Source organism: Pseudomonas beijingensis, assembly GCF_030687295.1.
Taxonomy (GTDB): Bacteria; Pseudomonadota; Gammaproteobacteria; order Pseudomonadales; family Pseudomonadaceae; genus Aquipseudomonas; species Aquipseudomonas beijingensis.
Genome location: NZ_CP117425.1, coordinates 6,392,705 through 6,412,122, shown reverse-complemented (window position 1 = coordinate 6,412,122; position 19,418 = coordinate 6,392,705). Strand labels below are relative to the sequence as shown.

Sequence of the window (19,418 nt, the reverse complement as noted above, 5' to 3'; positions counted from 1 at the left end):
TGACCCCATCGACGCCGTTGTGCTGATGGCGTCACTTCCAACGGAGTCGACCATGAACCCTATCAAGCACTATCACTTCCCGCTTTCCGGCCATTCCCATCGCGTTCAACTGATGCTTTCGTTGCTCGGGTTACCGGTCGAGGAGGTCTTCGTCGACTTGGCCAAAGGCGCGCACAAACAGGCGGATTTCCTCGCACTCAATGCGTTTGGCCAGGTACCGGTCATTGACGATGACGGCGTGGTGCTGGCGGATTCCAACGCGATCCTGGTGTACCTGGCGCATAAATATGGCAAGGGCCGCTGGCTGCCCACCGATCCGGTCGGCGCCGCGCAGGTGCAGCGCTGGTTGTCGGCGGCGGCCGGGCCGATCCATGCGGGGCCGGCCACGGCGCGACTGATCACGGTGTTCGGCGCGGCCTACAACGCCGAGGACGTGATTGCCCGGTCCCACAACGTGTTGAAAGTCATCGATCAGGAATTGAGCAGCCGTGAGTTTCTGACGGGTGATACGGCGACTGTCGCGGATATCGCCGGCTACAGCTACATCGCCCACGCACCGGAAGGCAATGTGTCGTTGGAAGACTATGCCAACGTGCTGGCCTGGCTGGCACGGATCGAAGCCTTGCCCGGGTTCGTGGGCATGCCGCGTACGGTTGTCGGGTTGCAAAAGCACCCATGAGCATTTGAATGGGTCGCCCTGTGGCGAGGGAGCTTGCTCCCGCTGGCTGCGAAGCAACCCCCTGAAAATGGCGCGCGGTGTGCCTGGCATGGCTGCGGTGTCGGCTTTGGGGCTGCTGCGCAGCCCAGCGGGAGCAAGCTCCCTCGCCACAGAGTTTCTCTTCGACGCGGGGGGCGGTAATCTGCCGGTCTTTGTGGGTGGTGAGGCTCCATGACGTTTCTTTCCCGGCTCTCCCTGGCCCTCGCCGTGTTGCTTTTAGGGGGCTGCGAACAACCCCCGGCCCTTGATCAACAACTCTATATCTGGCAACGCCAATGGACCCCGGCTCATGGGCTGGCGCTGCGCCAAAGCCACAGCGACTTTTCCACGCTGCGGGTGCTGGCGTTGCAGGCTTTTCCCGGGGCGGGCTGGCGCCGTGCACGGATCGATCCGGCCCTGCTCAAGGCGGACGGCCGTCCACTGATCGTCGTGATTCGCCTGGACGGCCAGCTCAAGGCCCTGAACCAGGACGAGGTCATCGCGCAAATCCAGCAAGTGCTGGGGGATTGGCAAGCCCAAGGCCTGACGCCGGTGGGCGTGGAGATCGACCACGATGCCGGCAATGCACGGCTGCCGGCCTATGGAAACTTCCTCGGCCAACTGCGGCACATCCTGCCGGCCAACCTGCGGCTCAGCATCACGGCGCTACCGGCCTGGCTCGACAGCCCCGCCTTGCCGGGGTTGCTGGAAACGGTGGACAGCAGTGTGCTGCAGGTCCACGCGGTGAGTGATCCACGGCAAGGGCTATTCGATCCGAAACAGGCCCGGCACTGGGCGCAACGCTGGAGCAAGATCACCCCGCGGCCGTTTTATCTGGCCCTGCCAGCCTACGGTGTGGCGCTGCTGACCCAGGAGAGCGGCGTGCCGGTGGTGGAAAGCGAGGTGCCGATCGATCGCGCTGGCGAGCGTCGAGAGTTGCTGGCCGATCCGCAACAAGTGGCCGGGCTGGCGGCGGATTTGCGGGCTGATCCGCCGCACCATCTCGCCGGGCTGATCTGGTTTCGCCTGCCCCTGGCCGGCGACCGACGAGCCTGGAGCTTGACCACGCTCGGCGCCGTCGCCCGGGGCGATCACCTGGACAGTCGCCTGGCGTTGGAGTGGGCGGAGCAGGGCGGTTTGTACGATATCCGCCTGGTCAACCAGGGCAATCTCGACAGCCCCTGGCCCCAGCGTCTGACACTGGCTGTTGGCGCGTGTGACGGCGTCGATGCCTTGGCCGGTTATACGTTGCAACAAGCCCCCGGACTGCTTACCTTCACCCGCATTCAGGAAGGTCGCTTGGCTGCCGGCGCCCAACGGGCAATCGGCTGGGCGCGCTGTACGAAAATCGACCAAGGAGGTTTCAATGTTTACCCGTAAGTGGCCTCGTCACCTGCTGTGCCTGAGCCTGTGCCTACCGCTGGCTCCGGCGCTGGCCTGCGGGCCGGATTTCCCGATGCGTCTGCTGGATAACCGCGCCCAGACGCTGGCGCAATTGCCCGAAGGCAGCTTTCGCTTCGAAGTCAGCCGCCTCGGCCAGGCGCTTGCCGGGCTCAAGCCGGCCACCGAGGCGACGCGCAACCCGGACTACAGCTATGACGACCTGCCTTCCTACGTAGAGCAACGCAACCAGGCCGAGCGGATTGGCTTGACCCCGCCGCAACAAGCGGTGGTGGAGCGCTTGCGGGCGCTGACCGATATTGACCAGGTGGCGGCTGAAGCGGCCAAACTGCCTGATGAGCTGCGCCTGTATGCCCTCGGCGCGGCGGCTTTTAACCTTGGTGAGCATCAGCGTGCCGTGGAAGCCTTCCAGCAACTGCTGACGTTACCGGCTGACCAGCGTCGGTTGCGCAGCACCTGGGCCGCGTACTCTCTTGGACGGGCCTTGTTCGCCGAGAGTACCGGGGCGGGCAGCGGCGACCCTGTGGCCTTGCGGGATCAGGCGCGAGCAGCGTTTCGCCAGGCCCGGGAAATGACTATTGCTGGCTTCAGCGATCCACTGGAACTGGGCATCGCCAGCCTTGGCGAAGAAGCCCGGGTGGCCTACACCGCTGACGACTGGGACAGCGCCATCGCCCTGTATGCGATCCAGAACCTGCAAGGATCCCCGGTCGGCTACAGCTCGTTGCTGCAATTGGCCGGTGATTTGAGCGTCCAGCCGGATGAGCGCTTGAATGAACTGCTCAAGACCAAAGCGGTGCAGCGACTGGTCACCGCCTACCTGCTCAGCCGGATCGGCTGGTGGGACGGTGAAGAACCCTCGGGCGAGAAAAGGCTGGTCAAACTGCTGCAGGCCAACGCCCGGGACAATCTGGAGGATGCCGACCGTTTGGCGGCAGTGAGTTACCAGCACGGCGATTACGCCAGCGCCCAGGCGTTTGTGCAAAAGGCTCCCGACACAGGCCTGGCCTGGTGGGTGCGCGCCAAGTTGGCCTTGCGCGACGGCGACAAGGTGGCCGCGGCGGCGGCTTATGCCAAGGCGGCCCAGGCGTTTCCGAACGATGAGTCCTGGGGCAGTCGGCGCACACCGGATTGGAATTACGAATCGGTGCAACCCAAGTGCCGGGTCGAAGGTGAAAGCGCGATCCTGGCCTTGCAGCGCGGTGATTACCTGCAAGCCTTCGATCAGCTCTATCGCGGCCAGAGCAACTATTGGTACGACGCTGCCGCCGTTGCCGAGCGTGTGCTCACGGTGGATGAGCTCAAGCAGTACGTCGACGCCCAAGTCCCGGCGCCACCGGCGTTGAGCCAGGAGGATCGGGATAACTACGTGCCGCTGCCGGTGGCCGCGAGCCTGCGCAATTTGCTGGGCCGTCGTTTGCTGAGGGAAGGGCGCTTTGAGGAGGCGCCGGCTTATTTCGATAACCCGGACCTGCAGAACAAGGCCCGGGCCTATGGGCAACTGCGCCAGGACGCGGAGTCCAAATGGTGGCCAACCCGGCGAGCCGAGGCGTATTTCCATGCGTCCTGGATGGCGCGCAACTGGGGCATGGAGCTGCTCGGCTATGAGATGGCGCCGGATTACGCCAGCCTTGGCGGCAATTACAGCCTGGAACCGGTCGAGCTGAACGTCGGGCCGCTGGTGGCCGAAGGTGAAGTGCAACGCCAGCAGGCCAGCGCCGCGCAGCCGGACATGCGTTATCACTATCGATTTGTCGCCACGGCGCTGGCGAGCCAGGCGGCGGATAATCTGCCCCATACCAGCCAGGCGTTTGCGGCGGTGCTGTGCAAAGCGGTGGGGTACAACTCCAGCCTTGAGGAGCAAAGCGCGTTGTATCAGCGCTATGTGAAGGAAGGCCCGTACGTGGATTGGGCCGGGGATTTTGGTCATCAATGCCAGCAACCGGATTTCAGCACGGCGAACAAACGCTACGTGACCCAGGCCCTGGACCCGATTCGCTCGGCGCTGCGCCCTTACAAGGTTTGGCTGGAAGTGGGCGGGGTCGTGTTGGTGGTGGCGGTGGGGTTGGGGCTGATCAGCCGGCGCCAGCGCAAGGCGCGGATGTCGGCCTCCTGAGATAAGGAACCCTTGTGGGAGCGAGCTTGCTCGCGATGAGGACATCACATACGCCCTTGTAGCGTCTGCAATGCCGCCATCGCGAGCAAGCTCGCTCCCACAGGGGCGGGTGTTATCGCCAGTGGGGCGTGTTCCTACATCTGCGTCGCCATCCCCTCCACATTCATGGCCGCCTGGCGCAACGCTTCCGAGCGGGTAGGGTGCGGGTGGCAGGTCAGGGCGATGTCCTCGGCCGAGGCGCTGAACTCCATGGCCACGCAGTACTCACCGATCATCTCACTGACGCTGGGGCCCACCAGGTGCACGCCAAGGATTTCATCGGTGCGTTCATCGGCCAGGACCTTGGCGAACCCTTCGGTCTCGTGGTTGATCTTGGCCCGGCTGTTGGCCGTGAACGGAAACTTGCCGACCTTGTAGGCGCGGCCTTCGGCCTTGAGTTGTTCCTCGGTCTTGCCGACGCTGGCCAGTTCCGGACGGGTGTAGATGACGCTGGGGATCAGTGCATAGTTGACCTCGGCGGCCTTGCCGGCGATCTGTTCGATGCAGGCCATGGCTTCGTCTTCGGCCTTGTGGGCCAGCATCGGTCCGGACGTCACGTCGCCGATCACCCAGACGCCGGGGGCTTCGGTGCGGTGACGCTGGTTGGCGAGCATGCCGCGTTTATCGGTGCTCAACCCGACGTTTTCCAGCCCCAGCCCTTGCGTGTAGGGCCGACGGCCGATGGCGACCAGCACGTAATCGACATCCAGGGTCTGTGCCTCTCCGCCCGCCGCCGGTTCGATCTGCAATTGCACGCCGCTGACCGAGGTCGTGGCGCCGGTGACCTTCGAACTCAACTTGAATTGAATGCCTTGTTTAGCCAAGGCCCTTTGCAAGGTCTTGCCGGCCTCGCCGTCCACGCCCGGGCAGATGCGATCGAGGTATTCCACCACCGTCACCTGGGCGCCCAGGCGCCGCCAGACCGAACCCAGTTCCAAGCCGATCACGCCTGCGCCGATCACCACCAGATGCCGAGGCACTTCACCCAAGGCCAAGGCACCGGTGGAGTCGAGGATGCGCTGGTTATCGATGGTCACGCCTGGCAGCGGCATGGGTTCCGAGCCGGTGGCGATGACGATGTCCTTGGCGTTCAGTTCGGTCTTGCTGCCATCGTCCGCGGTGACGGTTACTTTGCCTGGCCCGTCGATGTGGCCCCAGCCTTTGATCCAGTCGACCTTGTTCTTGCGAAACAGAAACTCGATGCCCTTGGTCAGGCCCGTCACGCTTTCGTCTTTCTGCTTCATCATTTGCGCAAGATTGAGGGTGGGACTGACTTCAATGCCCAGGTTGGCGAACTCCGCTCCCGTGGCTGCTTCGTACAGTTCCGAGGCGTGCAGCAATGCCTTGGAAGGCATGCAACCGACGTTCAGGCAGGTGCCGCCCAGGGTGGCCCGGCCCTCGACACAGGCGGCCTTCAACCCTAACTGACCGGCCCTAATCGCCGCGTTATACCCGCCGGGCCCGCCGCCCAGAATGACCACGTCGTAGTTGCTCATCGCTATTCTCCCGCTTGGCCTGAGAAAAAATTATGAACGTAATATGAGCGTTTCCACGGATCTCGGTCAAGGCTTAAGTCAAGAGGTCGGTGTGGGGCCTTGTCATGAAGAATTCAAAACGGAAATTTCACAGCAATCGTTATAAGGTAACGGCATATAACAGAGCGTCGGTGGCGTCTGTCCACGGGCCCTGATTCTGATCGCCACGAAAGCTGGGGTGGTATGCAAGTCGATCTAGATATCGAGGGGACACAAGTGGCCGAATGGCCGCGTTTCCAGCGAGCGTCGTTTCAAGGGCGCCGCTTGAAGCGGATCGCCTACGCCTTGGGAAGCGTGGCGGGCTTGGGCTTGGTCCTGGCATTTTTTATTGGGGTGTTTTCGCCGCAATCGCTGTGGCCGGCCTTGCTGGTCAGCCAAGGTGCGGGACTGTTGGTGCTGGTGGCGGGCTTGCAATCGGCCTGGTGGGTGGCGCAATGGCGCAGCAAGGCGTTGTTGCCGGCTGTGGATAACCTGCCGACGGAAAACGAGCCTGTTGATAACCCGGGTTGGTATGAGCGGCTGCTGGATAGCATCGGTGCCCGTTCAGTCGGCCTGCTCAAGCAAATCGGTGCGCCTGCGTTGTGGCTGGCCGGTTGGGCCGTGCTGGTATTACTCAGCCTGGAGCAAGCCTGGAACCTGCAATTGCCGGCTGCCGCCCTTGGCGTCTCGGCCAGTGTAGGGGCGGTGCTGTCGTTGTTGTTGGCGTTCGGGCTATTGGTGTTCGAGCGGCAATTGGCCCAGCAGTCCCCGGTGGAATGGCCGGAAGCGCCAGCGCTGGGGCAACTGACGCGAGTGGCGATCATCGTGTTGGTGCTCGGCGCCCTGTGCTTGCTGTTCGTCGCAGAAACGTCCATCTGGCCGGTGCGCCTGGCGGTGCTGATGGGGCTATTGCCAGGGCTGGTGGCGGCGGAGTTGTTGTTGCGCGCGGTGCTGTCGTTGTTCATCCCGCGCCGGGACGCCCTGGAGCCGACGCCGCTGGGCCGCAGTGTCATCGCCGATCTGCTGCGCTGGCCGCCGCAACCTTGGCTGGCCTTGCAACATGAACTGCACAACCGTTTCGGCATCGATCTGCGCCAGATCTGGGCCTTCAGCTACATGCGCCGGGCTTTTTTGCCGGTGTTGGCGTTGGTGGCGCTGGTGGGCTGGTTGTTGACAGGCGTGCACGAAGTGCCGCTGCAGGGGCGGGGCATCTATGAGCGCTTTGGTAAACCGATAGAGGTATTCGGGCCCGGCCTGCACGTCGCCTTACCTTGGCCGTGGGGCAGGGTGCTCAACGTCGAGAATGGCGTGGTGCATGAACTGGCGACCAGCGTTGCGGATAGTCGAGCGGTTGTCGAGGCTGAACCGGCGGAGGGGCCGGCACCGGCCATTGCCAATCGGTTGTGGGACGCCAGTCACGTGAACGACAAGTCCCAAGTCATTGCCAGTCGTCGTGCTAACCAACAGAGCTTCCAGATCGTCAACATGGACGTGCGTTTTGTCTATCGCATCGGCCTGACGGATGCCGCGGCGTTGGCGGCGACTTACAACAGCGCCGATGTGCCGACGCTGATCCGCAGCACCGCCAGCCGCATCCTGGTGCATGAGTTTGCTTCGCGTACGTTGGATGGTTTGTTGGGCGCCGACCGTGTGAGCCTGGCCGACGAAATCGGTCGCGCCGTACAGGCGGATTTGCAGACCCTCGACAGCGGTGTGGAAATCCTGGCGACGGTGGTGGAGGCGATTCATCCGCCGGCCGGTGCGGCCAATGCCTACCACGGCGTACAGGCGGCACAGATCGGCGCCCAGGCATTGATCGCCCGGGAGCGTGGTGCGGCGGCGGAACAGACCAACCAGGCGCAATTGCAAGCCAGCATCGCCCATGACCAGGCCAGCGCCACTGCGCGGGAAATCAACGCGACCGCCCAGGCGGCCGATTTGCGTTTCAACGCCGACCGCAAAGCCTACGCCACGGCAGGGCACGCTTTTGTGCTGGAACATTACTTGAGCCAACTGAGCCAGGGCCTCGGCAATGCCCAGTTGCTGATTCTCGATCATCGCCTGGGCGGTAGCAACAACGCGCCGACCATCGACTTGCGTACCTTCACGCTGCCGGCCGACCCCGCGTCGCCGCGTAACCCTGTCCCGTCAGGAGCTGCCCATTGAGCCAGTCCCCTTCACACGGTCACCACGACCACGCCGGTCACGATCACGGTCATGGCGGTCATCACCACGGCCATCATCACCACCATCACGGCGACCCGCAGCAGGCCGGGCCATTTCCTTGGCGGCGGATGGGCTGGGCGGTGCTGCTGGTGGCATTTGCCGTTGCGGCCGCGAGCTTGGTGCAAGTACGGTCGGGGGAGGCCACGGTCATTACCCGTTTCGGCAATCCGGCCCGGGTGCTGCTGCAACCTGGCCTGGGATGGCGCTGGCCAGCGCCGTTCGAGGCGGCGATCCCGGTGGACCTGCGATTGCGCACCACGTCCAGCGGCCTGCAGGATGTCGGGACCCGCGATGGACTGCGGATCATTGTCCAGGCCTACGTGGCCTGGCAGGTGCAGGGTGACCCGGACAACGTGCAGCGTTTCATGCGTGCGGTGCAGAACCAGCCGGACGAAGCCGCACGGCAGATCCGCACGTTTGTCGGCTCGGCGCTGGAAACCACAGCCGCCAGTTTTGACCTGGCGAACCTGGTCAACACCGATGCCAGCCAAGTGCGCATCGCCGATTTCGAAGCGCAGTTGCGTCAGCAAATCGATCAGCAGTTGCTCACCACTTACGGCGTGCGGGTGTTGCAAGTCGGTATCGAGCGCTTGACCTTGCCCTCGGTAACGCTGACCGCAACGGTGGACCGCATGCGGGCCGAGCGCGAGACCATCGCCACTGAGCGCACCGCCATCGGCAAACGCGAAGCGGCGCAGATTCGCTCCGCCGCGGAACGTGATGCCCGTGTCGTGCAAGCCGATGCCGCGGTAAAGGCTGCGGATATCGAAGCACAATCCCGGGTAGAAGCGGCCGAGATTTATGGCCGGGCGTACGCCGGCTCTCCCCAGCTTTACAACCTGCTCCGTTCGCTGGACACCTTGGGCACCATCGTCAGCCCGAGTACAAAGTTGATTTTGCGCACCGACGCCGCGCCGTTCCGTGTCCTGGTAGACGGGCCTGTTTCCGTGGAAGGCAAAGGTGGAACACAACCATGAGTTTGGTTCCACGTGGAACAAACGAGTTATCCAGTCCGTGGATTCAGGCCGGTCGCTTGGCGTTTCTGGCGCTTTACGCCGTCACGGTGTTGGCGGCGTTGGCCTGGGTCTTTTCCAACGTGCGGCAGATCGACCCGCAGAATCGTGCAGTGGTGCTGCATTTTGGCGCCTTGGATCGAATCCAGAATGCCGGCCTCTTGTTGGCTTGGCCGCGCCCTGTGGAGCAAGTGGTCCTGCTGCCAGCAGCGGATCGGGTGCTTGAGCGGCGGGTGGAGAATCTGCAGCGCTCGGACGCGGCCTTGCAGGCTGATCGTGTGGCCAGTTTCGCCATGCCGGTCAGCGATGCATTAGCCGGTTCTGGTTATTTATTGACCGGTGATGCCGGCGTGGTGCAACTGGATGTGCGGGTGTTCTACAAGGTCACCGACCCTTACGCTTTCGTCTTGCAAGGCGAACATGTCCTGCCGGCGCTGGACCGACTGGCGACCCGCAGTGCCGTGGCCCTGACTGCGGCCCGGGACCTGGACACCATTCTGGTGGCTCGGCCCGAACTGATGGGCAGTGACAACCAGGCTGCCGAGCGCCGCGAACGCTTGCGAGGCGATCTGGTGCAGGGACTTAACCGACGCCTGGCTGACTTGGCGGCGACAGGGCAGGGGCTGGGCATCGAAGTGGTGCGGGTCGACGTGCAATCGAGTCTGCCCGGGCCGGCGGTGAGTGCTTTCAACGCGGTACTGACCGCCAGCCAGCAGGCCGATAAAGCTGTGGCCAACGCCCGGACTGAAGCGGAAAAACTCACCCAGGCCGCCCGTCAAGACGCCGACCGTGCCGTGCAAGTCGCCCATGCCCAGGCCAGCGAACGGCTCGCCAAGGCGTCGGCCGACACGGCCACGGTGCTCGGGCTGGCGAAGACCCAAGGAAGCGATCCGCAAATGCTGCTGCGCCTGTATCGCGAACGCATGCCCGCCATCCTTCGTCAGGCCGGTTCAGTGACCACGGTCGACCCGAAAGACGATTCTCGTCTGATCATCCAGGGAGCCGGCCAATGACCGCTCAAACACCTGCTGTACCGATGTTGTCCTCGGCTGAGCAACGCATCGCTGCTCGGCAATTGACCTTGGCGATGCTCGCTCTCGGCTTGCTCGCGCTGGGTCTGGCCTGGCGCGGCTGGTCGCCGGAGCAGAGTGGTGTCAGCCAGTTGCTGTTGGGTTTCGCCTCGCTGCTGGTGGCGGTGCCGGTGATGCGTTCGGCTTGGTACAGCTTGCGCTATCCAAGCCTGCACGGGATCACCGACCAACTGATCGCCCTGGCGATGCTCGGCGCCTGGGCCACTGGCGATCTGCTGACGGCGGCGTTGCTGCCGATCATCATGATCTTCGGCCATGTGCTGGAAGAGCGCAGTGTCATCGGTTCCCAGGAGGCGATCCATGCCCTTGGCCAACTGACCCGCAGCCAAGGTCGCAAGGTACAGGCCGACGGCTCGATCATCGATGTCGACAACGCGACGCTCCAGGCCGGTGATGTGGTGGAGGTGCGCGCCGGTGACCGGGTGCCGGCCGATGGTCGGGTGCTGTCCGGCCAGGCCAGCCTCGACACCGCGCCCATCACCGGTGAGTCGGTGCCGCTGGAGGCGGTGGTCGGCACGGAAGTCTTTGGTGGCGCGATCAACCTCGATGGCCTGCTGCGGCTGGAAGTGACCCGCACCGGTGCAGAATCCACCCTGGGCAAAGTCATCGCCTTGATGCAAAACGCCGAACGCTCCAAACCACCCATCACCCGCTTGCTGGAACGATACGCCGGTAGTTACCTGGTATTGGTGTTGTTGCTGGCGGCAGTGACCTGGTTCGTGACCAACGATGCCCAGGCGATGCTGGCGGTTCTAGTGGCCGCGTGTCCTTGCGCGTTGGTGCTATCGGCACCGGCCACTGCCATTGCCGGGATCGCCGTGGCGGCGCGCCACGGGATCCTGATTCGCAGCTCGGCCTTTCTGGAAGAACTGGCGGACTTGACCTCATTGGTGGTCGACAAGACCGGCACCTTGACCTATGGCGTGCTGCGCCTGCAATCCATCGACCATGCCCGGGATGCTCACGCATCGTTGTTGCTGCCGTTGGCCGCCAGCCTCGGTTCGGCCAGCAGCCATCCGGTCAGTCGTGCGTTGGCGGGGTTGGTGGAACAGGACAGCTGCCTGGCGCTGACGGACATTCGCGAGCGCCAAGGGTTGGGTGTGGTCGCAATGACGGCCCAGGGCGAAGCGGCGCTCGGTCGGCCGGAATTGTTTGCACAGCTGGGCATTCAAACCTCAGCGGTTCCTGAGCACGACGGCCCGATTGCCGGCTTGGCCCTGGACGGGCAGTTCCTCGCCTGGCTGCTGTTGGCCGACAGCGTCAAGCCGGAGGCACAGGTGGCCATGGCCGAGCTGCGGGAGTTGGGCTTGGGCCGTCAGTTGTTGTTGACCGGCGACCGCCAGAGCGTGGCCACGAACCTGGCCCGGGATGTCGGCATCGGCGATGTGCAAGCCCAGGCTTTGCCGGAAGACAAACTCAAGCGGGTCATGGCTGAAATCGACCATGGGTTTCGTCCCATGGTGGTGGGCGATGGCATCAACGACTCCCTGGCGCTCAAGGCCGGGGTGGTGGGCGTCGCCATGGGCGCGGGCGGTGCGGACATCGCCCTGGCATCGGCAGATATTGTGCTGATTGGCAGCGACCTGCGGCGCCTCGGCACCTGCGTGCGACTGAGTCGCCAGTGTCGGCGCACGTTGCAGGTCAATGTGATCATTGGCTTGGGCTGGACGCTGGCCATCGTTGCCTTTGCCGCCTTCGGCTGGCTGGGCGCGGCGGGGGCAATGATCGCTGCGCTGCTGCACAATCTCAGTACCCTGCTAGTGTTAGGTAATGCCGGGCGCTTGCTGCGGTTCCAGGAGCCACTGCTCAAGATCCAAGCGAAGGGCACCGTTGGGTAGGGTCAGCGAACTGTGCGCTGTACTTGCAGTCTGCTATTGGAGAGGGCGTGCCACCGCAGAAGTTACCCGCCACAGGGAGTGATTTGGGACAGCGATAGAAAAAGGCTATAAATTCGATAGCCTGCTATTTTTCTAGCATGGTCTACCCTCATTTCAGACGTCTGAAACAAGGGGGATTTTCCATGCTCGCGCAACTTCCACCGGCCTTACAGAATCTGCATCTACCGCTTCGGTTGCGGCTCTGGGATGGCCATGAATTTTCACTGGGGGACGACCCCAGCGTCACGATTGTGGTCAAGGACCCGCAAATGGTCGCGCAATTCACCCACCCCAGCCTGGACGCATTGGGGGCGGCGTTTGTCGAAGGCAAGCTGGAACTCGAAGGTTCGATCCACGAAGTCATTCGGGTCTGCGATGAATTGAGCCAGGCGTTGGTGGAGGACGATCCCGACAACCAGCCGGTGCGCTCGGTCCACGACAAGGAAACCGACGCCAAGGCGATCTCCTACCACTACGATCTCTCCAACGCGTTTTATCAGCTATGGCTCGACAGCGACATGGCCTATTCCTGTGCCTATTTCGAGACGGGCAGCGAAACCCTCGAACAGGCCCAGCAAGCCAAATTCCGCCATTTGTGCCGCAAGCTGCGACTGCAACCGGGTGACTATCTGCTGGATGTCGGGTGCGGCTGGGGCGGCCTGGCGCGTTATGCCGCACGGGAGTTCGGTGCTAAGGTCTTCGGCATCACCCTGAGCAAGGCGCAACTGACGCTGGCTCGGGAGCGGGTCAAGGCCGAAGGCCTGGAGGATCAGGTCGAGTTGCAACTGCTGGATTACCGTGACCTGCCCCAGGACGGCCGCTTCGACAAGGTGGTCAGCGTGGGTATGTTCGAGCATGTCGGCCACGCCAACCTGAAGCAGTACTGCAAGACGCTGTTCGGCGCCGTGCGCGAGGGTGGGCTGGTGATGAACCATGGCATCACCGCCAAGCACACCGACGGGCGTCCGGTCGGTCGTGGCGCGGGCGAATTCATTGAGAAGTACGTATTTCCCAACGGCGAGCTGCCGCACCTGTCGATGATTTCCGCCCACATCAGCGAAGCGGGACTGGAGATCGTCGATGTGGAAAGCTTGCGCATGCACTACGCACGTACGCTCGATCACTGGAGTGAGCGCCTGGAGGACAACCTTGAGGCAGCGTCGAAGGAAGTGCCGGAGCAGGCGTTGCGGATCTGGCGTCTGTACCTGGCCGGCTGCGCCTACGCGTTCGCCAAGGGCTGGATCAACCTGCATCAGATCCTGGCGGTGAAGGCTCATGCCGATGGTAGCCATGAGTTGCCGTGGACCCGCGACGACATCTACACGCCTTAGAGAATCGGCGAAATAAGCCGGGCGATCCGCATGCCGACCTTCTGTAGGCGGTGGGTCTCCCGGCTTTCCTGTTTGTCGATTTCCTGGGCCTGGGCGAAATCTGCTTCGAGCATCTGCTCGACTTCGGTGGCGAACGGGATATCGACGGTGAGCAGCATGACCTCGAAGTTCAAGCGGAACGAGCGGTTGTCCAGATTCGCACTGCCAATGGCGCTGATTTCCCGGTCGATCAAGACCACTTTCTGATGCAGGAAGCCCGGCCCATAACGGAACATCCGCACACCGGCTCGTACCGCTTCAAACGCATACAGGCTGGAAGCTGCGTAGACGATCTTGTGGTCGGGCCGCGAGGGCAGGAGGATGCGCACATCCACGCCCCGCAGTACAGCCAGGCGCAAGGCTGCAAACACTGCTTCGTCGGGGATGAAGTAAGGCGTGGTGATCCAGACGCGTTCGCTGGCGGCGTGAATGGCCTCGACGAAAAACAGTGAGCAGGTTTCATAGGCATCGGCCGGACCGCTGGCCAGCAACTGGCACAGCACGCCGTCGTCCGGGTAGCTGTCCGGCAGGATCAGCGGGGGCAGGGAGCGGGCCGCCCAGAACCAGTCTTCGGCGAACGACTCTTGCATACTCGCCACTACCGGCCCGCTCACTTGCACATGGGTGTCGCGCCACGGTGCCAAGGGTGGTTTGTCGCCCATGTATTCGTCACCCACGTTGTGCCCGCCGACAAACCCTTGCACACCGTCCACCACCACGATCTTGCGATGGTTGCGAAAGTTGACCTGGAACCGATTGAGCCAGCCGCTGCGGGTGGCGAACGCTTTGACGTGGACACCCCCGTCGCGCAAGGCTTGCACGTAGCGGTGGGGCAGGGAATGGCTGCCAATGCGGTCATAAAGCAAATACACCGCCACGCCTTCGGCGGCTTTCTTCAAGAGCAGTGTGTGCAGGCGTTGACCGAGGCGGTCGTCGTGAATAATGAAAAACTGAATCAGCACAGCTTCTCGTGCCTGTTCGATGGCCTGGAAAATCGCCTCGAACGTGGCGTGGCCGTTGACCAGCAAACGCACCTGGTTATTCGCCAGGCACGGTGTGCGCCCCAGTTTCGGCATGGCCCGCAACGAGGCGTAGGCCTGGGAGGCGCGAGCGGTCAGGGCTTCTTCGACCCACGGGCGCCAGTTCAGCTCGGAGATCGCCTTGCGCATTTCTTCGTTGGCTTGCCGACGCGCCTTGATGTAGCCATCGAACGTGCTGCGGCCGAACACCAGATAAGGAATCAACGTCAGGTAGGGAATGAAGGTCAGCGACAGGGCCCAGGCAATCGAGCCTTGGGCTGTGCGCACCGTCAGTACGGCGTGGACGGCGGCGATGGAACCCAGGGTATGGATCAGCGCGATCAGGTAACCGAAAACATGCGGGCCGAAATAATCCATGGGGCAGCCTTGCTCCTGAAGTTTCAATGCTTAACAGACCATGTTCCAGGGCGAATGTCGCTAATTAATTCACTGGTTTGAGCCCTGAACCGAAGCCCGTGGGCGGCGTCTAACGGCCACTTGTCCTCTGGAGTTCGTGTAATGAATGTTCGTCTGCTGGGTGTGGCCTTGGCGATGGGTTTGTCGGTTCCGATGGCGGCTCAGGCGCAGATGCTCCAGCCGGGTTTGTGGGAATTGACCACCAGCAACATGAAGGTCGATAACCAGAACCTGCCGGACCTGCAACTGATCCTCGGCCAGTTGCAAACCCAGATGACCCCGGAGCAACGGGCGATGCTGGAAAAGCAGGGGATTACCATGGGCGGTAAAGGTATTCGCGTATGCCTGACCCCGGCGCAGGTGCAAACCAATGACATCCCGCTGCAAGACCCGCAATCGGGTTGCAAGCAGCAGATCACCGAGCGCACCGGCAATCAATGGAAGTTTCGTTTCAGTTGCCCAAAGGCCCAGGGTACTGGGGTCGCGACGTTCCAGAGCGATCGTGAATTCACCACCAAGGTCAACGGCACGTTCAATGCCACCGGCATCCAGCAGAACGGCAGCCTCGACACGCGCGCGGTATGGCTGGGGCAGGATTGCGGCACAGTCAAGCCGAGGGCTTGAATCGGGTATGAGGTAATCCCTTGGTGAACTTGTGGGAGCAAAGCTTGCTAGCGATGCAGACAACTCGGTGAATCGCCAAGCGCATCACCGCTCATCGCGGGCAAGCCTTGCTCCCACAGTGCTCGATCAAGGCCGGCTCAGTGCCTCATACAACGTATTGAGGTTGTATTCGAACAGGCCGGTGAATGTGCTGGCCGGTCCGCTGGCAGCGAGTGCATCGGAGTACAACGTGCCGCCGATGTGCGCGCCGCTCTCGTCGGCGATCTGCTTGAGCAGGCGTGCATCCTTGATGTTTTCCATGAACACCGCTTTGACTTTCGCCTGACGGATCTGGGTAATCAGCGCCGCGACTTCCGCCGCCGACGGTTCACGTTCGGTGGATAAACCCTGGGGCGCCATGAACTCGATGCCATAGGCTTGGCCCAGGTAACCGAATGCATCGTGGGAGGTCACGATCTTGCGATTACCGGCAGGCAATGTACCGAGCTTGGTCTTGGCTTCGGCGAGCAGGGCGTAGATCTTCTTCAAGTACGCTTGGCTGTTGCGTTCGTAATCAGCTTTGTTGGCCGGGTCGGCCGCCTCCAGTGCCTTGGCGATGTTGCTGACGTACAGCTCGGCGTTCGCCAGGTTGTGCCATGCGTGCGGGTCGGGAATGGTCTCGCCATCCTCATCCAGTGACCGTGGGATGACGCCGCGGCTGGCGCTGATCACCGGGGCGCTGGTTTCGGTGCTGGTCACCAGGCGATCCAGCCATGGCTCGAAGCCCAAGCCATTCTTGATGATCAGTTTTGCCCTGAGCAACGCCTTGGCGTCGTCTGGCGTTGGTTCGTAGGTGTGCGCATCGGCGTCCGGCCCGACCATGTTGGTGATTTGAATATGCTCACCGCCGACCTGGCGAGTCATGTCGGCGAGGATGCTGAAGCTGGTCACGACCTGGAGCTTTTCGGCGGCGGACACGGACATGGACAGCATCAGACTGAGTAGCACGAGCAGAACGCGCATCGGGAGACACCTCATTGGGATGTGAGCAAAGGCGGGCGGCGCAGCAAACCGTGCACCGGACCGAATACCACCGACAACAGATACAACACGCCTGCCACCAGAACGATGGACGGCCCGCTGGGCAGTGAGTAATAGAAAGACAGCAGCAGGCCAAGCCAAACCGAGAGGCAACCGAGCAGCCCGGCGATCAGCATCAGTAGCGGCAGGCGACGGCTCCAGAATCGCGACGCGGCGGCTGGCAGCATCATCAGGCCGACCACCATCAGCGCGCCGATGGCCTGGAAGCCGATCACCAGGTTCAGCACCACCAGGGTCAAGAACACGCCATGGGCCAACGGACCGAGGCGACTGACGGTTTGCAGGAACAATGGGTCCAGGGTGTCGAGCAGCAGCGGTCGATAAATCAACGCCATCGCCACCAGGCTGGCGCCGGAAACCCACAGCATGCCTGTAAGTGTCGGACCGTCTACCGCCAAGGCCGAACCAAACAGCAGGTGTAGTAAGTCCAGGCGTTTGCCGGCCATGCCGAGGATCAGCACGCCGGCCGCCAGGGAAATGGGATAAATCGCCGCGAGGCTGGCGTCCTCCCGTAGGCCAGTGCGCCGGGTAATCCAGGCGGCGAGCCCGGCCATGCTCAGGCCCGCGCCCAGGCCGCCCAAAGTCAAGGCCGGCAGGCTCAGCCCGGCGAACCAGAACCCGAGGGCGGCGCCGGGCAGAATACCGTGAGCCACGGCGTCACCAATCAAGCTCATGCGCCGAAGAATCAGGAATACGCCCAACGGCGCCGTGCTGCACGCCAACACCAGACCACCTAGCAAAGCCCGGCGCATGAAGACAAACTCTTGGAACGGTTGCCAGAGATGAGTGGCCGCAAGCATCAGGCCACCCACGTATGGGGTTGTTGGGCAATCAAGTCGACACTGCGGCCCAGCACGCAGCCGGTGTTTTTTATGAGCAGCGTATGGGGGACATGTTGGCGGACCGCTGCCAGATCATGACACACCACCACGAGGGTCCTGCCTGCGGCGTGCCAGCGATGAATGTGCTTCCACAGCAGTGCTTGGCCTTGTTCGTCGAGGGCGGCGTGGGGTTCGTCGAGCAACAGCAAGGGCGCTTCGGCCAAGCCCAAGCGCGCGAGCAGGGCACGTTGCAACTCGCCTCCCGACAGCGCCATCAGTGGACGATGCTCAAGGCCGTTCAGTGCCCAGTCCTCCAGTACGGTTTGCAGCAACTGTCTACGCATGGCTGGTGTGTGGCGATTGCCCCAAGAGCCGGCCGCCACCAGGTCTTGCAAGCTGATGGGGAATTGCCGATCCAAATGTTGCTGCTGGGGCAGGAATGAAATCCCGCCACGCCGTGGAACATTCAACGCGACTTTTCCGGCTAGCGGCTTTTGTAGCCCCGCGAGCACTTTCAACAGGCTGCTTTTGCCCGAGCCGTTGGCACCGATGATGGCGGTGAGGCTGCCTGCCGGTCGCTCCATGGCGAGGGGCGGTGTAAGGGGTTGTCCGGGCGCACCCCAGCGCAGTGCTTGGCAGTTGATCATGATGGCTCCCGGGTCCAGCGGCTTTGCGCCACGGCGTCATGGGCATGAAGGCTTTCGGCGTGCACGACGCGGACATCCAGGGCGGTGATCGCCGATGAGCGGGTCAGGGCCGTGCTCAATCGCCGCGCGGCGTCTTCGCAGAACATCAGGTTTTGGCCGTTGGCCAGGGCGAATGCTTGTTCATCGGCGCGTTTGACGGCGGTCTGTACGGCGGTACCGAGAGCTGCTTCGGCCTCGTTGATGAAGGACTGCAGGGGCAATTCCTCGACATCGGCGTTAAGGCGCAAAGTCAGGGTCGCGGTACTGCGCTGGCTATGAGGAGTGGCGACAATGCCGTTCGATGAACCCAACCAGGCGAGAATTTCGGCGTGCTCAAGTTTCTTGTTGGCAAAGTCGTCGACGAATTGCTGTTGGATCAACTGTCGGGCAAGGGCTGCCGAACAAGGGCAAGTCGAAGAATAGGGGATCTGAATTTTCAGTTCCACGTGGAACATTTTGTTTTTCAGGTGAGCTTCGATGCTCACCGGATAACTTTTCCAGCCCGACAGCGGGCTGACTAGCGCCGGACGTTTGAGCAGCAGATCGGTATGCACGCTGAGCGAAGCCGCCTGGGACAAGCCTTCATGGCTATCGAGAAATTGCTCGAGGATTCGGCGCAATAGCGCTGGCGACAGTGGTGTCTCTTCAAGTAGCCCCAGCGCCAGGTATAAGCGCGACATATGAATGCCCCGCGCCTCGCCGTCATCGAGACTGACACCGGCATCGGCCGTTGCTCTGAGACGCTGGCCGTCAATCAACACTGGCGTTGCGATGCCACACATGCCTACCCAATCAAGGGGCAGGGTTTGACGTGAAACCTGCGCAGCCACGTCGGGCAGCGTTAACGCATTCATGGTCAAGGCCCATCGAAGGTTCAAAACTAGATGTTATAGTATAACGGTAAATTTTAAGAAACCTTTTCCATGAAAGGAGTTTCATCTCCCCAACAACCGCCACGTTCCACGTGAAACATCAGCGCGATGAGTCCTGGCAACCGTTCATGCGGCCGCATGTAAATGCGCCGGTGCTACCGCCCGAGCTTGAAAAGCGATTGAGGGTTGTCCAGCCCACACGCCGACTGTACCCCACCCAACTTTCTCCATCGGACGCCAAGCCGGTAAAGAACGTGAGCTGACCGTAACGGCTGTTCGTTTGCGCCCAGTACCGGCGACTGGCGGCTTCAAAGCCGCGCAAATAGATCGTGTTTCCAGCCGTCGCGACGCTATAGGCATTGCCCTGTATATCCACGCAGGCCAGCAAATTCGCGCTGCGGGTGCAGTTGGCCAAGAGCGGAGTTTGGGCCGCAGCGCCTAGCGCCCACAGCAACAGCGGGACGGCAAAAACGATTTTCAGATGATTGTGCATGGATTGATCTCAGACCAATGAGAGGACTGGCGGGGCTGGCTGAATCGTATCGTTATACTATA

The 19,418-nt window shown here is 62.4% G+C and carries 16 protein-coding genes; 9 read left to right on the top strand and 7 right to left on the bottom strand.

What is annotated here, in order from left to right; translation table 11 throughout:
- Positions 1-52 precede the first annotated feature (52 nt).
- The 3 genes from PSH84_RS28560 to PSH84_RS28550 all read left to right on the top strand — a co-directional run bounded on the left by PSH84_RS28560 (position 53) and on the right by PSH84_RS28550 (position 4,214).
- Positions 53-679 carry a glutathione S-transferase family protein gene (locus PSH84_RS28560; protein ID WP_305468937.1) on the top strand — a complete coding sequence of 209 codons (627 nt, stop codon included), beginning with the start codon at positions 53-55 and terminating at the stop codon, positions 677-679.
- Between the two features lie 210 nt (positions 680-889).
- Positions 890-2,077 carry a DUF3142 domain-containing protein gene (locus tag PSH84_RS28555; protein ID WP_305468936.1) on the top strand — a complete coding sequence of 396 codons (1,188 nt, stop codon included), beginning with the start codon at positions 890-892 and terminating at the stop codon, positions 2,075-2,077.
- Positions 2,064-4,214, top strand: a complete 2,151-nt coding sequence (locus PSH84_RS28550) for a hypothetical protein (protein WP_305468934.1) — start codon at positions 2,064-2,066, stop codon at positions 4,212-4,214. The genes PSH84_RS28555 and PSH84_RS28550 overlap by 14 nt, the downstream gene beginning before the upstream one ends.
- A gap of 134 nt (positions 4,215-4,348) precedes the next feature.
- Here the strand turns inward: PSH84_RS28550 and lpdA are convergent, their stop codons facing one another.
- Positions 4,349-5,749, bottom strand: a complete 1,401-nt coding sequence (gene lpdA / locus PSH84_RS28545; protein ID WP_305468932.1) for a dihydrolipoyl dehydrogenase — start codon at positions 5,747-5,749, stop codon at positions 4,349-4,351.
- Between the two features lie 222 nt (positions 5,750-5,971).
- On the opposite strand from lpdA, the gene hflK (PSH84_RS28540) reads away from it, so the two are divergent.
- The 5 genes from hflK (PSH84_RS28540) to cfaB all read left to right on the top strand — a co-directional run bounded on the left by hflK (PSH84_RS28540) (position 5,972) and on the right by cfaB (position 13,305).
- On the top strand, positions 5,972-7,933 hold the full coding sequence (gene hflK, locus PSH84_RS28540; protein ID WP_305468931.1) for a protease modulator HflK: 1,962 nt from the start codon (positions 5,972-5,974) through the stop codon (positions 7,931-7,933).
- Positions 7,930-8,970, top strand: a complete 1,041-nt coding sequence (hflC, locus tag PSH84_RS28535; protein ID WP_305468930.1) for a protease modulator HflC — start codon at positions 7,930-7,932, stop codon at positions 8,968-8,970. Before hflK (PSH84_RS28540) ends, hflC begins: the two co-directional genes overlap by 4 nt.
- A complete protein-coding gene (hflK, locus tag PSH84_RS28530) occupies positions 8,967-10,019 on the top strand; it encodes a protease modulator HflK (RefSeq protein ID WP_305468928.1) in 1,053 nt (350 codons plus the stop codon). The genes hflC and hflK (PSH84_RS28530) overlap by 4 nt, the downstream gene beginning before the upstream one ends.
- On the top strand, positions 10,016-11,935 hold the full coding sequence (locus PSH84_RS28525; RefSeq protein ID WP_305468927.1) for a heavy metal translocating P-type ATPase: 1,920 nt from the start codon (positions 10,016-10,018) through the stop codon (positions 11,933-11,935). Before hflK (PSH84_RS28530) ends, PSH84_RS28525 begins: the two co-directional genes overlap by 4 nt.
- 182 nt (positions 11,936-12,117) lie before the next feature.
- A complete protein-coding gene (gene cfaB, locus PSH84_RS28520; protein ID WP_305468926.1) occupies positions 12,118-13,305 on the top strand; it encodes a C17 cyclopropane fatty acid synthase CfaB in 1,188 nt (395 codons plus the stop codon).
- Here the strand turns inward: cfaB and cls are convergent.
- A complete protein-coding gene (cls, locus tag PSH84_RS28515; protein ID WP_305468924.1) occupies positions 13,302-14,741 on the bottom strand; it encodes a cardiolipin synthase in 1,440 nt (479 codons plus the stop codon). The genes cfaB and cls overlap by 4 nt on opposite strands.
- A gap of 141 nt (positions 14,742-14,882) precedes the next feature.
- On the opposite strand from cls, the gene PSH84_RS28510 reads away from it, so the two are divergent.
- A complete protein-coding gene (locus tag PSH84_RS28510) occupies positions 14,883-15,404 on the top strand; it encodes a DUF3617 domain-containing protein (protein WP_063323704.1) in 522 nt (173 codons plus the stop codon).
- 126 nt (positions 15,405-15,530) lie between these two features.
- On the opposite strand, the gene PSH84_RS28505 is transcribed toward PSH84_RS28510, so the two are convergent.
- The 5 genes from PSH84_RS28505 to PSH84_RS28485 all read right to left on the bottom strand — a co-directional run bounded on the left by PSH84_RS28505 (position 15,531) and on the right by PSH84_RS28485 (position 19,356).
- The gene (locus PSH84_RS28505; RefSeq protein WP_305468920.1) at positions 15,531-16,406 is read right to left on the bottom strand and encodes a metal ABC transporter substrate-binding protein; all 876 of its coding nucleotides are present in this window, start codon (positions 16,404-16,406) and stop codon (positions 15,531-15,533) included.
- A gap of 11 nt (positions 16,407-16,417) precedes the next feature.
- Positions 16,418-17,284 carry a metal ABC transporter permease gene (locus PSH84_RS28500; RefSeq protein ID WP_122567649.1) on the bottom strand — a complete coding sequence of 289 codons (867 nt, stop codon included), beginning with the start codon at positions 17,282-17,284 and terminating at the stop codon, positions 16,418-16,420.
- Positions 17,284-17,952 (bottom strand): metal ABC transporter ATP-binding protein, encoded by a 669-nt coding sequence (locus PSH84_RS28495; RefSeq protein WP_122567648.1) that lies wholly within the window; start codon positions 17,950-17,952, stop codon positions 17,284-17,286. The genes PSH84_RS28500 and PSH84_RS28495 overlap by 1 nt, the downstream gene beginning before the upstream one ends.
- Entirely contained in the window at positions 17,949-18,845 is an 897-nt protein-coding gene (gene folE2, locus PSH84_RS28490) for a GTP cyclohydrolase FolE2 (protein WP_305468916.1), read from the bottom strand. The genes PSH84_RS28495 and folE2 overlap by 4 nt, the downstream gene beginning before the upstream one ends.
- Positions 18,846-18,963: 118 nt before the next feature.
- Positions 18,964-19,356, bottom strand: a complete 393-nt coding sequence (locus PSH84_RS28485) for a glutamine synthetase (protein ID WP_122567646.1) — start codon at positions 19,354-19,356, stop codon at positions 18,964-18,966.
- Positions 19,357-19,418 lie beyond the last annotated feature (62 nt).